The organism is Pseudomonas sp. B21-036 (genome assembly GCF_024748925.1).
Classification (GTDB): Bacteria; Pseudomonadota; Gammaproteobacteria; order Pseudomonadales; family Pseudomonadaceae; genus Aquipseudomonas; species Aquipseudomonas palmensis.
The window spans coordinates 269,309-285,169 of record NZ_CP087178.1; the positions used below are offsets into that span (position 1 = coordinate 269,309).

11 protein-coding genes are annotated in these 15,861 nt (G+C 65.9%); 7 read left to right on the forward strand and 4 right to left on the reverse strand.

All coding sequences use genetic code 11. The features are described 5' to 3' along the window. Positions 1 to 60: 60 nt before the first annotated feature. The 4 genes from LOY33_RS01255 to LOY33_RS01270 all read left to right on the forward strand — a co-directional run bounded on the left by LOY33_RS01255 (position 61) and on the right by LOY33_RS01270 (position 5,514). Positions 61 to 2,943, forward strand: coding sequence for an aminotransferase (locus LOY33_RS01255; protein ID WP_258660788.1), 2,883 nt, complete (start codon positions 61 to 63; stop codon positions 2,941 to 2,943). 198 nt (positions 2,944 to 3,141) lie between these two features. After that, positions 3,142 to 4,020 carry an N-carbamoylputrescine amidase gene (gene aguB, locus LOY33_RS01260; RefSeq protein ID WP_043861659.1) on the forward strand — a complete coding sequence of 293 codons (879 nt, stop codon included), beginning with the start codon at positions 3,142 to 3,144 and terminating at the stop codon, positions 4,018 to 4,020. Positions 4,021 to 4,022: 2 nt separating this feature from the next. Continuing rightward, positions 4,023 to 5,129 carry an agmatine deiminase gene (aguA, locus tag LOY33_RS01265; protein WP_054915931.1) on the forward strand — a complete coding sequence of 369 codons (1,107 nt, stop codon included), beginning with the start codon at positions 4,023 to 4,025 and terminating at the stop codon, positions 5,127 to 5,129. Positions 5,130 to 5,313: 184 nt separating this feature from the next. Next, positions 5,314 to 5,514, forward strand: coding sequence for a hypothetical protein (locus LOY33_RS01270; protein ID WP_078481589.1), 201 nt, complete (start codon positions 5,314 to 5,316; stop codon positions 5,512 to 5,514). Positions 5,515 to 5,656: 142 nt separating this feature from the next. Here LOY33_RS01270 and LOY33_RS01275 read toward each other — a convergent pair whose 3' ends face one another. Next, a complete protein-coding gene (locus LOY33_RS01275) occupies positions 5,657 to 7,747 on the reverse strand; it encodes a TonB-dependent siderophore receptor (RefSeq protein ID WP_123753344.1) in 2,091 nt (696 codons plus the stop codon). Between the two features lie 395 nt (positions 7,748 to 8,142). On the opposite strand from LOY33_RS01275, the gene LOY33_RS01280 reads away from it, so the two are divergent. Next, positions 8,143 to 9,420, forward strand: coding sequence for an OprD family porin (locus tag LOY33_RS01280; RefSeq protein WP_258660794.1), 1,278 nt, complete (start codon positions 8,143 to 8,145; stop codon positions 9,418 to 9,420). A gap of 27 nt (positions 9,421 to 9,447) precedes the next feature. Here the strand turns inward: LOY33_RS01280 and LOY33_RS01285 are convergent, their stop codons facing one another. Next, positions 9,448 to 11,115, reverse strand: coding sequence for an FMN-binding glutamate synthase family protein (locus LOY33_RS01285; protein WP_054915933.1), 1,668 nt, complete (start codon positions 11,113 to 11,115; stop codon positions 9,448 to 9,450). A gap of 114 nt (positions 11,116 to 11,229) precedes the next feature. Continuing rightward, entirely contained in the window at positions 11,230 to 12,120 is an 891-nt protein-coding gene (locus LOY33_RS01290) for a LysR family transcriptional regulator (RefSeq protein ID WP_088514127.1), read from the reverse strand. A 97-nt stretch (positions 12,121 to 12,217) separates the two neighbouring features. Between LOY33_RS01290 and LOY33_RS01295 the strand changes: the two genes are divergently transcribed. Together LOY33_RS01295 and LOY33_RS01300 are read left to right on the forward strand one after the other, a co-directional pair. Beyond that, positions 12,218 to 13,351 (forward strand): MFS transporter, encoded by a 1,134-nt coding sequence (locus LOY33_RS01295; protein ID WP_258660797.1) that lies wholly within the window; start codon positions 12,218 to 12,220, stop codon positions 13,349 to 13,351. Between the two features lie 178 nt (positions 13,352 to 13,529). After that, positions 13,530 to 14,708, forward strand: coding sequence for an MFS transporter (locus LOY33_RS01300; RefSeq protein WP_258660800.1), 1,179 nt, complete (start codon positions 13,530 to 13,532; stop codon positions 14,706 to 14,708). Here LOY33_RS01300 and LOY33_RS01305 read toward each other — a convergent pair. Then, positions 14,702 to 15,856, reverse strand: a complete 1,155-nt coding sequence (locus LOY33_RS01305) for a lysozyme inhibitor LprI family protein (protein ID WP_258660804.1) — start codon at positions 15,854 to 15,856, stop codon at positions 14,702 to 14,704. The two genes, LOY33_RS01300 and LOY33_RS01305, sit on opposite strands and share 7 nt — an antisense overlap. Positions 15,857 to 15,861 lie beyond the last annotated feature (5 nt).

Genomic DNA, 15,861 nt, shown 5'->3' on the forward strand with positions numbered 1-15,861 from the left:
CCTTGCTTATCGGCAGCAGCGGTGGCGATATAAGCGACAAAAAAAATCGAGGCCTTCTCCATGTCGCTGAACACCCTCATTCACCGCGCCAGCCTGCCATGCCCCGATCTCGACCCGGCCCAGGCGGCGCAGCTGCTGCAGGCGCATTACGGGCTGCAAGGCACGCTGCAGCCGCTGGGCAGCCAGCAGGACCTGAACTTTCGCGTCGATACGCCCCACGGGCGCTTCGTGCTCAAGGTCTGCCATGGCGACTATGCGCAGCAGGAGCTTGAAGCCCAGCATGCGGCGCTGGAGCACCTGCACCGTCAGGGTGTGCCGGTACCGACCGTTCGTCGTGCCAACGGTGGCGAGCCGTTGCTGGCACTGACGGTCGACGGCCAGCCGGTGCGCGCCCGGGTGCTCACCTACATCGAGGGCCACACCCTGACCCGCCTGCCGTACATGGCGCCGCGCCTGATGCACGAGCTGGGGGCGCTGTGTGCACGGGTCGACCTGGCGCTGGCGGACTTCACCCACCCCGGGCTGGAGCGCACCCTGCAATGGGACCCGCGCCATGCCCAGGCGGTGATCGCCCACCTGCTCCCGGTGCTGGCCGACGGGCCGCGCAAGGTGCGGGTGCAGGCCATTGCCGAGCAGGCCCGCGTGGCGCTAGAGCCGCTTCTGGCGCAGCTGCCGACGCAGGCGGTGCACCTGGACATTACCGATGACAACGCCGTGTGGCAGCGCGATGGCGCACGCGAGTGGCAGTTACAGGGGGTGATCGATTTCGGCGACCTGCTGCACACCTGGCGCATCGCCGACCTGTCGGTGACCTGCGCGGCGCTGCTGCATCATGTCGACGGCGACCCGCTGCGCATCCTGCCGGCCATCGCTGCCTACCATGCGCTCAACCCGCTGCACGAGGCCGAGCTGCGAGCGCTATGGCCGATGATCGTGGCGCGCGCGGCGGTGCTGGCGCTCAGTGGCGAGCAGCAGGTGGGCGTCGACCCCGGCAACACCTACAGCCGCGACAACCTGGCCCATGAGTGGGAGATCTTCGAGGTGGCAGCCGGTGTGCCGTTTGCATTGATGGAGGCTGCGATCATGCAACTGGCCGGCCTTGCGCCCGCGCCGCTGCCGGCCACGGGCATGCTGCCGGGGTTGCGCGACCAGGCTGTGGCGCGGGTCGATCTTGGCGTGCTGAGCGAGCACTTCAGCGCCGGCAACTGGCAGCAGCCCGGCATCGACCAGCACCTGCTGCGTACCCATGCGGCCCCGGCCAGCACGTTGTATGCCCAGTACCGCCTGTCGCAGACCCATATCGACAACCCGCTGGAACCGCACACCTGTGCGCTGCACGTGGAGCTGCACCTGCCCGTGGACAGTGCGCTGGTGGCGCCGTTTGCCGGCACCTGGCGCCACGGCGAGCAGGGCTGGGCGTGCCTTGAAGGTGACGCCTCCAGCCTGTGGCTGCGCGGGGTGGTGCAAAGCCCCGCATCGGGCGCGGTCATCGCCCAGGGCGAGCCGCTGGGGCACGCCACCGAGCTCGAGGTGCAGCTGTGCCGCGTGGCCGGCCTGCAACCGCCGAACTTCGTCGCGCCTTCGCGTGCGCTGGCGTGGCAGGCGCTGTGCCCTTCGCCGGCTGCGCTGCTGGGCTTTGACTGCGACGCCGCGCCACTGCCCGACCCGCATGCCCTGCTGGCGCGTCGCGACGCCAGCTTCGCGCGCTCGCAGAAGCACTACTACCAGCAGCCGCCACATATCGAGCGCGGCTGGCGCAACTACCTGATCGACATGCAGGGGCGCTCGTACCTGGACATGCTCAACAACGTCGCGGTGCTGGGCCATGGGCACCCGCGCATGGTGAGCGAGTCGGCGCGCCAGTGGTCGCTGCTCAACACCAACTCGCGCTTTCACTATGCGGCCATCGCCGAGTTTTCCGAGCGCCTGCTGGCGCTGGCGCCGCCGGGGATGGACCGGGTGTTCCTGGTCAACAGCGGCACCGAGGCCAACGACCTGGCGATCCGCCTGGCGTGGGCGGCCAGCGGCGGGCGCGACATGCTCAGCGTGCTGGAGGCGTACCACGGCTGGTCGGTGGCCACCGATGCCATCTCGACCTCCATCGCCGACAACCCGCAGGCATTGAGCACTCGGCCCGACTGGGTGCACCCGGTGACCGCACCGAACACCTACCGCGGCAAGTACCGTGGGCAGGACACCACCGCCGACTATGTGCGCGATGTCGACGAACGCCTGGCCGAGATCGGCGAGCGTCAGCTGGCGGGGTTCATCTGCGAGCCGGTGTACGGCAATGCCGGCGGCATTCCGTTGCCGGCGGGGTATCTGCAGCAGGTGTATGCCAGGGTGCGCGCGCGGGGCGGGGTATGCATCGCCGACGAGGTGCAGGTGGGCTACGGGCGGCTGGGCGAGTACTTCTGGGGCTTCGAGCAGCAGGGTGTGGTGCCGGACATCATCACCATGGCCAAGGGCATGGGCAACGGCCAGCCGCTGGGCGCGGTGATCACCCGGCGCGAGATCGCCGAGGCGCTGGAGGCCGAGGGTTACTTCTTCTCGTCGGCCGGTGGCAGCCCGGTGAGCTGCCGTATCGGCATGGCAGTGCTGGACGTGATGGAGGAGGAGGGCCTGTGGGACAACGCGCGCGAGGTGGGTGGGTACTTCAAGGCGCGTCTGCAGGCGCTTGTCGATAAGTATCCGCTGGCGGGTGCGGTGCATGGGTCGGGGTTCTACCTGGGCCTGGAGCTGGTGCGCAATGCCGTCAGCCTGGAACCGGCCACCGAAGAGACGGCGGCGCTGTGCGAGCGTCTGCGCGAGCTGGGCATCTTCATGCAGCCGACCGGTGACTACCTGAACATCCTCAAGATCAAGCCGCCCATGTGCACTACGCGGGCGAGCGTGGATTTCTTTGTGGACAGTGTGGAGCGGGTGTTGATGCAGGGGGTGTAGCGGCGGAGTCGGGAGGGCGCTGTCCTGCATTCGCTGGCTTGCCAGCGAAGCAGTCAACGAACCCTCCCTTGCGCCGATTAATATCGATTAATAATCGGGCGAACCTGAGTGGTTTAATTATTTTTGGCTTTTAAAGCCGATATTTATCGGCTATAAAGTGCTCATCGTCTTCCCTTGTACCTTCCCAAGGAGGTTCCCATGAGCCGTACCGTCACCGTCGCCGCCACCCAGATGGCTTGTTCCTGGGACCGCCAGGCAAATCTCGCCACCGCCGAAAAGCTGGTGCGCGAAGCCGCCGCCAAGGGCGCGCAGATCATCCTGATCCAGGAATTGTTCGAAACCCCGTACTTCTGCCAGAAGCCCAACGCCGACTACCTGCAACTGGCTACGCCCACCGAAACCAACGCCGCCATCGCGCACTTCCAGACGCTCGCCAGGGAGCTGCAGGTGGTGCTGCCCATCAGCTACTACGAGCTGGCCGGCCGCGCCCGCTTCAACAGCATCGCGATCATCGACGCCGACGGCAGCAACCTGGGCGTGTACCGCAAGAGCCACATCCCCGACGGCCCCGGCTACCACGAGAAGTACTACTTCAACCCCGGCGACACCGGCTTCAAGGTGTGGCAGACCCGCTACGCCAAGATCGGCGTGGGCATCTGCTGGGACCAGTGGTTCCCCGAGTGCGCCCGCAGCATGGCGCTGCTGGGCGCGGAGATTTTGTTCTACCCCACCGCCATCGGCAGCGAACCGCACGATGCCAATATCCTCTCCCGCGAGCACTGGCAGCGTGTGCAGCAGGGGCACGCCGGCGCCAACCTGATGCCGCTGGTGGCCAGCAACCGCATCGGCCGCGAAGAACAGGACGGCTACGCCATCACCTTCTACGGCTCGTCGTTCATCGCCAACCAGTTCGGCGAAAAGGTCGAGGAACTGGACCAGACCGAAGAGGGCGTGCTGGTGCACAGCTTCGACCTGGACAAACTGGAACACGTGCGCAGCGCCTGGGGCACCTTCCGTGACCGCCGTCCGAACCTGTATGGTGCGATCAAAACCCTCGACGGTTCACTGGAATCCTGACCATGAAGACCCTGAACACTACCCCGCGCGCCGACGGCTTCCACATGCCTGCCGAGTGGGCACCGCAAACCCAGGTATGGATGCTGTGGCCCGAGCGCCCGGACAACTGGCGCCTGGGCGGCAAGCCGGCCCAGGCCGCCCACGTGGCGGTGGCCAAGGCCATCGCGCGTTTCGAGCCGGTCACCGTGGGTGTGTCGGCCGGCCAGTACGAAAACGCCAGTGCGCAACTGGACATGCCCAACATCCGTGTGGTGGAAATCAGCAACGACGACGCCTGGGTGCGTGACACCGGCCCGACCTTCGTGATCAACGACAGCGGCGAAGTGCGCGGCGTGCACTGGGGCTTCAACAGCTGGGGCGGCTTCGAGGGCGGCCTGTACGCACCGTGGAACCGCGACGAACAGGTGGCGGCCAAGGTGCTGGAAATGGAGCGCTGCCAGCGTTACCGCACCGAGGGCTTCGTGCTCGAAGGCGGCTCGATTCACGTGGATGGCGAAGGCACCCTGATCACCACCGAGGAGTGCCTGCTCAACCACAACCGCAACCCGCACCTGAATCGCGAGCAGATCGAGGCGATCCTGCGCGATCAACTGGCGGTGGACACCATCGTGTGGCTGCCCGAGGGCCTGTACAACGACGAAACCGACGGGCATGTGGACAACTTCTGTTGTTACGTTCGCCCGGGCGAAGTGTTACTGGCCTGGACCGATGATTCGCAAGACCCCAACTACGCACGCTGCCGCGCCGCCCTGGCGGTGCTGCAAAGCCAGCGCGATGCCAAGGGCCGTGAATTCGTGGTGCACAAGATGCCGATCCCGGGCCCGTTGTACGCTACCGAAGAGGAGTGCGCCGGGGTCGATCTGGTGGCCGGCAGCCAGGAGCGCAACCCGTCGGTACGCCTGGCCGGTTCCTACGTGAACTTCCTGATCGTCAACGGCGGGATCATCGCGCCGAGCTTCGACGACCCCGCCGATGCCGAGGCCAGAGCGGTCCTGGCACGTCTGTTCCCCGATCACGAAGTGGTCATGGTGCCGGGCCGCGAGCTGTTGCTGGGCGGTGGCAACATCCATTGCCTGACCCAGCAGCAACCCGCCCCTGCCAAGCGCTGAGAGCGGCCTGGCAAATCAAGCCCGTCATCGACGGGCTTTTTTTTGCCTGCGCGATGGCCGGCGACGCAACTGGCACACCTCTTGTATTCGTTTTGCCTTGTATTTCAAGCAAGTACGACGGCGCAGTTCTGTCACAAAGTTTGATTAAGGTAGCCGCTCACACTTCTGGGGAGTACGTGTGGAAATGAATGCGACAAGTGAACCGGTTTCGCACCCGTCGGTGGTGAACCTCGAGGCGCTTGAGGCAGTGGCGCAGTGGTTGAAACACCATGGAACCCTCCGGGTCAGGAAGACCGATCCACGACGTGCACTGGTGGAACGTTATCCACAGGGGTTGATCACCGAGGCAGAGCTCGATGCGCTGCTGGGGGTGTGCTACCGCTGAACTGGAAAGGGCGCCACCGATTGCGGTGGTGCCCTTTTTTGTGGAGGCTTTACTGGCCTCATCGCGGGTCAAGCCCGCTCCCACAGGGGGTGGCGCGGTCTTTGTGGGAGCGGGCTTGACCCGCGATGGCAACACCGCAGTTCTAGAAGTTGTAGGTACCCGTCACCACCAGGCTGCGCGGATCACCGAACTGGATCTGCCCGGCACTGGTCGCCGAACTGTAGTAGGTCTTGTCGGCAATGTTGCTCAGCGCCGCGCGCACATCCCAATCCTGCGTGCGCCAGCCGACCAGCGCGTCCCAGCTGCCATACCCCGGCAGCACGATGGTGTTCCTGGTATCGGCATAACGCTGCCCCACCAGTGTCACACCCGTTTCGGCGTACCAGCCCATTTCCGGTTTCCAGGTGACGAACAGGCTGGCGTTGCGCCGCGCCACGTCGTTGATGCGGTTGCCGGCATTGCCTTCGGTGTCCTCGACGATGGTGGCGTCCTGCAGGCCGATGCCCCCGCGCACATACCAGTTGCCTCCCAGCTTGCCGGTGGCGGTCAGTTCGACCCCGCGCGAGCGCTGCAGGCCGGTGAGGATGTAGCGGTCGGCGTTGTCCGGGTCGCGGCTGCGGCGGTCGTACAGCTCCAGCTCGTACACCGCCAGGGTGGTGCTCAGGCGCTCGTCCAGCCACTCGCTCTTGACCCCGATCTCCTTCTGCCGGGTATGTTCAGGCCCGGTTTCGTTGGCGTTGCCCGCCGCCCCCGGGGTGATGCCGATCAGGCCGCCACCCACCGGGGAAAAGGTCTTGCTCCACGAGGCATAGAAAGCGTGGTCCCTGAGCGGCGTCCACACCACACCCAGGCGCGGGCTGGTGCTGTTGCTCTGCTGCTTTTCGCTCAGGCCGCTGACCTTGCTGGTGGTGTCCACCTCGAACCGATCATGGCGCAGGCCCACGAGCAGTTGCCACTGATCGTTCAGGCGGACCTGGTCCTGCACATACAGGCCACGGCTGTGCACGTCTGTATGGTTGTTGCTGGACACCGCCAGCACGCCATTGTGTTGCTGGCCGCGGTCCGGGTTGAACAGGTCGACGCCCGGCACGCCCTTGCCGCTGCGCAGCAGCGAGTGACGGCGCTGCTCGCCCAGTTCGAGCCCCGTGAGCAGGGTGTGCTCCAGGCCGAAGGTCGACACGTTGCCTTCGATTTCCACGGTGTTGAACAGGTTGCGCGTGTTCAGGTCCTGCTGCCAGCGCTGGCGCCCGACCAGGCCGGTGCTGGCGTTGTAGCCGGTGAGGTAGGTGTTGTCGAAGTCGCTGTCGAGCTGGAACAGGCCCAGGGTATGGCGCAGTTGCCAGGCATCGTTTAGCTGGTAGTTCAGGCGCGAGCGCAGCGACTGCGCGGTGTCGTCGATGTAGTCGCGCTGCGGGTCGCCATAGGTGGTGCTGCGGCTGACATCCACCGGGCGACCGGTGCGCGGATCGCCGGGGATACCGCGGTCGGGCGTGCGGTTGTAGCGGCTGTATTCGTACTGCACCAGCCAGTTCAGGTCCGGGCTGAGCTGCCAGCTCATCGAAGGCGCGAACAGCTGGCGGCTGCCGTCGATGCCGTGGCGGAAGCTGTTGTTGTCGCGGTTGCCCATGTTCAGGCGCAGGCTGAGGGTGTCGCTGGGGTCGGCACTGAGGTCGGCATACAGGCTGCGCAGGTCGTCGCTGCCGCCCTGGGCCTCGATGCTGGAGTGTCGGCCGGCTTCGGGCGCCTTGCTCACGCGGTTGATGATACCGCCCTGGCTGCCGCGGCCGTACAGCACCGCCGCCGGCCCCTTGAGCACCTCGATCCGTTCGATGTTGTACAGGTCGCGCACGTACTGGCTGTCGTCGCGGATGCCGTCCAGGTAGAAGTCGTTGCTGGCGTCGAAGCCTCGGATGCGCAGGCTGTCGAAGCGGGTGTCGGCGCTGTTGCTGACGTTGGGGATGCCGCTCAGGGCCTTGCCCAGGTCATGGGTGCCGTAGTCGTGCACGCTGGCGGTCTTGATCGAATCGATGGCCTGGGGCACGTAGCGCGCCGGGGTGGAGGTGCGGGTGGCGGTGGTCACTTCCTTGACCCGGGGGTCATCCCGGTCGCTGTCGGCGGTTACCGACAGCTCGGGCAACGTGGTGCTGGCAGCACACGCCAGGCTGGAGCTGAACAGGGCGCAAAGCCCCAGAGACACAGGGGAAAGACGGCAAGGGACGGGCGTGGCACGCATCGGCAAAGGTACTTGGTGATGAAAAGGGTGCGAATGGTAATGCTTTGCATTCCCAAATGTTAGCGCTATTTACGCACCTTTGTGGTGCGGTCGTATCCAGGTATTTCCAGCGGGACGCAACCGATTGCGTGCTGCCTTGTCTGCGCCGCTGAAGACGGCGTAATGGCCATATGACTTGTAGTTTTCACGAATTTTTGACATGGCCTTGTACGCACGGCTAGGATCGGACCCAACGCCTGTAGGCCCATCGGCCAAGAGTCCCAAGAAAAGGCCCGCTGCACCCTTGTTGCAGGCGGGCTTTTTATTTGCAGACCCGTGAGCGTCAACCCACGCAGGGGGCGTGGTTCCTGGCGTTGGTCGCAGAGCGTAAAACACTCCGAAATAAGGAAAATAACATGTTGAAAACACGGATCAGTCTGATCGCGCTGGGGCTTATGGCGGCGACTCAGGCAATGGCCAACGACCAGGCCGCGTCGAACGGTTTCCAGGAAGACAGCAAGGCCAGCGTTCTGCTGCGCAACGCGTTCATCAATCGTGACAAGAAGCATGGCAGCAGTGACCAGTCCGAGTGGGGCCAGGCCTTCATCGGCAAGTTCTCGTCGGGCTTCACCCAGGGCACCGTGGGCGTGGGCGTCGACGCCTTCGGCCTGTACGCCATCCGCCTGGACGGCGGCAAGGGTCGTAACGGCGGCCAGGGTATTGACTTCTTCAAGCCAAGCGATACCGAACCGAGCAACTCCCCGCACAACCTGGCGCGTGCCGGTGCTGCGATCAAGTTCCGCGTCTCCAATACCGTACTGACCTACGGTGACCAGATGCCGACCTTGCCGGTACTGAACTACGACGACGGCCGTCTGTTGCCAGAAAGCTTCACCGGCACCTCGATCACCTCCAAGGAGATCGAAGGTCTGGAACTGACCGCTGGCCGTTTCACCCAGGAAGCACGTAAAAGCGCCGAAGGGCGTGATAGCGGTGGCCTGAAGTCGATCAACGTGTTCGGCGGCAAGTACGCCTTCACCAAGAGCTTCAGCGCAGCGCTGTACACTTCTGACATCGAAGATGTGATGAAGAAGCACTACCTGGGCCTGAACTACGTTCACGCCATCGCGGACGATCAGTCGCTGACCCTGGACTTCAACGGCTACAAGTCGGATATCGACAAGAAGTTCGTCAACAGTGCAGACCTGGCGGGCGACAACAACACCATCTGGAGCCTGGCAGCGACTTACGCTTTCGGCCCGCACTCGCTGACCCTGGCGCACCAGCGCAGCACTGGTGACACCGGCTACCAGTACGGCTGGTACCAGAATCGTCGTGGCGGCGTAGGTGACGGTGGTTCGACCATCTTCCTGGCCAACTCCTACTGGTCCGACTTCAACGCCGAAGACGAGCGTTCGTGGCAGATCGGCTACGGCCTGGACTTCAGCGCCTTCGGCGTACCGGGCCTGACCTACAACGTGGCCTACGTGCGTGGTGACAACATCAACACTCACGGTGCCGGTGAAGGCAAAGAGCGCGAAATCTTCAACCAGTTCAAGTACGTGGTTCAGGAAGGCCCTGCCAAGGACCTGTCCGTCAAACTGCGTAGTTCGTTCCTGCGTGGCAGCACCAATCTGGACACCGACGGCAACGAAGTCCGCGTGTTCGTCGAGTACCCGATCAGCATCCTCTGATCGATTCGACCTTCAAACAACCCCGGCCTAGGCCGGGGTTGTTTGTTTTCGGCGTACCGCATTCGCCGGTGCCACGGGCGCATCCTGCAATTGCGGCGCGAAGCTGTCGCTGCGGGCCATCCGCCACATCCGTGCATAGAATTCGCTGTCGATCGAGCCGCTGAGCAATTCGCCGGGCTTGAGGAACACGTGTAACTGCGAAAACAGCCGGATCTCGCTGGCGCTGACGCGGCGTACCAGATGCTTGGGCTTGAGTTCGCTGGGGTGCTCGAGGCCGGCGGCCGCGAGCATCTCGGCCAGCGCATGCAGGGTATTGCGATGAAAGCTGAACACCCGTTCGGCCTTGTCGGGCACCACCAGTGCACGCTGGCGCAACGGGTCCTGGGTGGCCACGCCGGTGGGGCACTGGTTGGTGTGGCAGCTTTGCGACTGGATGCAGCCGATGGCGAACATGAAGCCGCGCGCCGAGTTCACCCAGTCGGCGCCTAGGGCCAGCACGCCGGCGATGTCGAACGCGCTGACGATCTTGCCGGCGGCGCCGATGCGCACCTTGTGGCGCAGGTTCAGGCCCACCAGGGTGTTGTGCACGAACATCAGGCCCTCGCGCATGGGCACGCCGATGTTGTCGCTGAATTCGCGTGGCGCAGCGCCGGTGCCCCCTTCCTTGCCGTCGACCACGATGAAGTCGGGCACGATCTGGGTGGCCAGCATGGCCTTGGCGATGCCCATGAACTCCCAGGGGTGGCCCAGGCAGAACTTGAAGCCCACCGGTTTGCCGCCGGACAGCTCGCGCAACTGCGCCACGAACTCGAGCAACCCTACCGGCGTGCTGAAGGCGCTGTGGGCGGCGGGCGAGATGCAGTCTTCGCCGGGCGCCACACCGCGCGTGGCGGCGATCTCGGCGCTCACCTTGTGCCCCGGCAGGATGCCACCGTGGCCGGGCTTGGCGCCCTGGCTGAGCTTGATCTCGATCATCTTCACCTGCGGGTCGCGGGCCTGTTCGGCGAAGCGCTGCGGGTCGAAGCGGCCGTGGGCGTCGCGGCAGCCGAAGTAGCCGCTGCCGATTTCCCAGATCAGGTCGCCGCCATGTTCGCGGTGGTAGGGGCTGATGCTGCCCTCGCCGGTGTCGTGGGCAAAACGGCCTAGGCTGGCGCCCTTGTTCAGCGCACCGATGGCGTTGGCGCTGAGGGCGCCGAAGCTCATGGCCGAAATGTTGAAGATCGATGCCGAGTAAGGCTGGCGGCATTGCGGGCCGCCGATGGCGATGCGAAACGAGGCCGGGTCGGGGGTGTTGACCGGCAGCATCGAATGGCTGATGAACTCGAAGCCCGGGCGGTACACGTCATTGAGCGTGCCGAAGGCTTTCTCGGCGCTTTCGTTCTTGGCCCGTGCGTACACCAGCGAGCGCTGCGCGCGGGAGAAGGGCAGCTTGTCGTCGTCGCCTTCGAGCAGGTACTGGCGGATCTCGGGTCGGATGGTCTCGATCAGGTAGCGCAGGTTGCCCAGGATCGGGTAGTTGCGCCGCACTGCGTGCTGGCGCTGGCGCAGGTCGTTCAGGCCCACCAGCGAGAGCAGCGTGCCGATCAGGGTCAATGGCCAGAGCCAGGCGTGAGTGGCAAGAAACGGCAGGCTGGCCAGGCTGAACGTGAGGCACGCCGCCAGGCAGGCATAACGGCTGGGAAACGAGAGGCGCATGAATCTTCCGCTGATGGTGTTTGTCGCGCCTAGGATAGGCAAAGCACCGCGGCGGAAAACCCGTGGTTTCGGTAAAACAGTTTTATCCGCGCCGTGCTTGCCAGGCGCCGGGGCTCATGGGCCCGGCTGATTGATGATCGCCAGGAACGCCTCGGCCGCCCGCGAACGGCCGTGCCGGCGGCTGATTGCATGCAGCGCGATGTGTGCATCGGCATCGCTCAGCGGGCGGTAGCACACGCCCTTGCGTTCCAGCGCGCTGGTGCAGGCCGGCACCACCGCCACGCCCTGGCCGGCGGCGACCAGGGCGATGATGGTGGTGGTCTGCTGGCCGCTGGGGCCGCGGTGCAACGGCAGGCCGGCGTTGGCGAACAGGGTCTCGATGGCCAGGTTGAGGCCGGTGCCGTGCTGCTCGGGGTAGAGGATCACCGGGCGCTGCTGCAACTGCGCCAGGCTGACCTGTGCCTGTTCACTGAGCGGGTCGCTGACCGGCAGCGCCAGCAGCAGGGGTTCGTGCTCCAGGGTGTCGGTGTGCAGGTTGTGCTCGGCGGGGGGCGGCAGGCGGCTCAGGCCGATGTCCAGGGTGCCGTCGCGCAGCTGCGCCCACTGGTTCATCGACGCCTGTTCGATCAGGTTCAACTGCACCTCGGGGAAGGCCTGGGCGAAGCGCTGGATGGCCTGGGTAAAGCGGTCGCTCAGGGCTACGGAGCTGGCATAGCCCAGGCTCAGGTGGCCGGCCATGCCGCTGGCGAGCCTGGCGGCCATGGTTTCGGCCAGCGCCAGTTGCTCGATCACGTTGCGTGCATAGGGCACGAAGGCCTGGCCCTGCACGGTGAGGCTGACGTTGCGGCTGCTGCGCTCGAACAGGCTGAACCCCAGCTGGGCTTCCAGCGCCGAGATCTGCCGGGTCAGCGCGGGCTGGGCCAGGTGCAGGGCCTGGGCGGCACGGCCGAAATGCAGGGCCTGGGCCACGGCCAGGAAATAGCGCAGTTTGCGGAGGTCGAGCATGGTGCACCTTGAGGTATCGATCGGTCCGAAATCGGTATTGGCCCGGGGCGAGTGGGGCGCCGTATAAAGGGCGCCACACACTTTAACGAGTTTTGCCATGCCGGCGCCTTCTTCGGCTGCGCGGGTCGCGATGTTGTTGTGCGGCTGCGCGGCGTTCCTCCCCTTGTACGCCACCCAGGGCATCCTCGCGCAACTGGCCCGGCAGTTTGCCGTGGACATTGGCCAGGTGAGCTGGAGCCTGACCATCACCACCCTGATGGTGGCGTTGACTGCGCCCTGGGTCGGCTGGCTGGCGCGGCGCTGGTCGCCGGTGACGCTGATCGTGGCGGCGGCGTTGCTGCTGGCCACCCCGGTGCTGGTGATGGCCACGGTGGGCAGCTTTGCCGAGCTGCTGCTGTGGCGGGCGGTGCAGGGCTTGCTGATACCGGTGATCTTCGCCTGCAGCGTGGCGCTGATTGGTGAGCGGTGGCAGGGCGCTAGCGTGACCGAGGTCACCAGCCTGTACGTGACCGGCACCATCCTGGGCGGCTTTGCCGGGCGCTTCGTGGTGGCGTGGGTGACCGAGTACTGGGGCTGGCGCGAAGCGTTCGAGGTGCTGGCGCTGGTGGTGCTGCTGATGGGGCTGGGGATTCGCTGGCTGCTGGTGCTCGAACCGATGCCGGCGAGCACGCGCAGGGCCAGTGCGCCACCACGGTTTGGCTGGCCATTGTGGTCGGCGTGTGCGGTGGGGTTCTGCGTGCTGTTTTCACAGGTGGCGTCGTTCACCTATGCGGGGCTGCACCTGAGCCGGGCGCCGTTCGGGCTGGGGGCGGCGGCGCTGGGGTCGATCTATGCGGTGTTTCTGCTGGCGCTGGTGGTCACGCCGATTGCCGGCCGCCTGGCCAGGGCTCGCCCGCCGTTGCACCTGCTGATGGTGGCGGGCGTTGTCGGCGCGGTGGGCATCGGCCTGACGCTTGTGCCCACGCTGTGGGTGATCGTGCTGGGGCTGGCGTTGAGTTCGACCGGGGTGTTCCTGGCGCAGGCGGCGGCCAACACCTTCATTGCGACCACGGCCGGCGCGAACAAGGCCGGGGCGATCGGGCGCTACCTGACCTGCTATTACCTGGGCGGGAGTGCCGGCGCGCTGTTGCCGGCGGTGCTGTGGCAGCAGTGGGGCTGGACCGGTTGCGTGGTGCTGATTCTGGGGTTTCAGGCGGTGTTCATGTTGATCGGGCGGGTGGGCTGGCGCTGAACCCTTCGGCCCCTTCGCGGGTCAAGCCCGCTCCCACAAGGACAGCGGGGATCCTTGTGGGAGCGGGCTTGACCCGCGATGCGTTAGTCCGGTCGGCACAGATCCCAACTCCGGTACATCCACAACTGCCACCGCCAATCCCCATGCTAAAACAGCCATACCCATCGGCGGACCCACCATGACAAAAACAACCACCCCGCATTTCGGCCTGCTGTGCCTGGCCAGCTACCTGCTGTCGCTGTCCTACGGCTCGACCTTTCTGCTCTCGCTGCTGGTCACTTCCCGAGGTGGCAATGAACAGGACGCCGGCAGCATCATCGCCATCGCCATGCTCAGCACCGTGATCGCCGTGCTCGGCAGCGGCCATCTCGCCGACTGGCTCGGCACCGCCCGCGCCATCGCGCAGTCGGCGCTGTGCCTGATCGGCGCCTGCCTGGGCTTTGCCCTGGTACCCGGTGTCGACTTCAGCCTGTGGCTGTGCGGCCTGCTGCTGGGCCTGGGCTGGGGCGCGTTCTACACCCTGGGCCCGATCCTGGTTGCCGCGCTGGTCGAGCCGGCCCGGCGCACCCACTGCTTCGCGCTGCTGTCAGGCAGCATGATGAGTGGCATCGGCTCCGGCCCGCTGGCCGGCAAGCTCGCCTCGCTGCTGCACCTGCCACTGGAAACCGCGTTCTACACCGCCGCCCTGGCCGCCGCTGTGGGTATGCTGGTCTTCGCCTGGCTGGCACGCCAGCACCCGGCACAGGCGGCCAGCGCCCGCATCAGCCGCCACGCCGGCATCCAGGTGCTGCGCTCGTCGGCGCGCTGGCCGATCCTGATGGTGGGCCTGGGCGGCGCGGTGTTCGGCGGGCTGGGCAGCTTTCAGACCACCTACGCGGCCAGTCGCGGGCTGGACTATTCGCTGTTCTTCGTCGGCTTCATGCTCGCCGCCATCGGCTGCCGGCTGCTGATCGCCGGCTGGGTGGTGCGGCATGACGCCTACCGCACCTCGTGCCTGCTGGCCGGGCTGATGGTGCTGGCCGTCATCGCACTGGGCTGGTGGGTGCAGGACGCCCTCAGCTACCTGCTGGCGGCGGCGTTGCTGGGGGTGGGTTACGGGCTCAACTATTCGGTGATCAACGGCCTGGCGGCCAACGAAGCGCCTACCGGCTACACGCCGCAGGCACTGCTGCTGTTCAGCCTGGGGTACTTCATCGGCGTGTTCGGCTTCCCGCTGCTGGCCGGCACCCTGATCGTGCAGGGCGGCCCGCATGCGCTGCTGCTCAGCGTGCTGTGCGTGGCGCTGCTCAACTGGCTGGTGAGCGTGGGCCGGCTGTTCGGTCGCTGGCGGGCCCGAGCGTTGCCACAGGGTTACTGATCCGGGGCGATGGCGAACATCAGCTGGCTCTCCTGCACATACACCAGCGCTTCGCGGCCATTGATGTCCACCGGGCGGGCCGAAACCGCCTCGTGCTCGGGCACGACCTTGGACAGCACCTTGTTCACCAGGTCGACCCGCCAGACGCAGGCCATGCCGCCACTGTTGTCGAAGTACAGCACCGGGCGGTGTTCGCTCCAGGTCGGGTTGACCAGGCTCCAGCCACTGGAGTCGGGCGCCATCACGCTCTCGTAGCCGCGCGAGTTGCCGTCGCTTTCGTAGGCCAGGCGCAACTGGTCGTTGGCCACGTTGAGGTCTTCGAGCACACGCGCCTTGGCAAAGCGCACGGTGTTGGAGCCGGCGTGATAGCCCTGGGTGGTCGGTTGCGGCGGCTGCTGGCTGCCCACGGCATACACCATCGACTGCTCCAGCTCGCCGTTGCTGCGCTGGCGGTAGTAGAACGCGCCGTCCTGCACCCCGGCATAGCGCTCGCGCTGGTCGTTGAAGCCGCTGTGGGACCAGCCGGCAAAGCGCACGTTGCGCGCGATCACATGCCAGCCGGGGTGATCGTCGGCGTATTCGAGCAGGGTACCGGAGGTGGCCCGCATCACGTGTTTGTCCTGCACGTAGGTGGGCCCGTCAGGGTCGCCGGAGACGTACACGAACGCGTGCAGTACGCCGTCCTTGACGGTCACATCGATCAGTTGCGCCACCGAGTCCTCGCTCATGCCGATGAACGGGGCCAGGGCAAAGCGCTGCCACGGCGCGTCCTCGACCTTTGCGTACACCTCGCCCTTGGGCAGCGGTGCGAGGCTGTCGGAGGCAACCGGCGCCGGTGCCGGCACGGCGGTCAGCCGGCGGATCTGGCGGTCGTAGGCGCTCTCCAGGCACTCGGGGGTCTTGCACTGGTTACGCACGTTCTTCAGCCAGTCGGTTTCCAGCTCGCGGAATATCTTCTGCGCCTTGAGCGGGGTGTACAGCGCATTCAGCTGGTCGTCCTTGGCCGACAGCGAGGGCGTGTTGCAAATCGCGGTTTCCAGAATCGTGTTGGCTCTGCTGCAATCGAAACCGGCGGCCGAGGCCACCGGCGCGTGCAGGGCCAGGGCCAGCAAGGCGGGCAGGGTGAGCAGGCGGGTCACGGTGTGCATGGAGG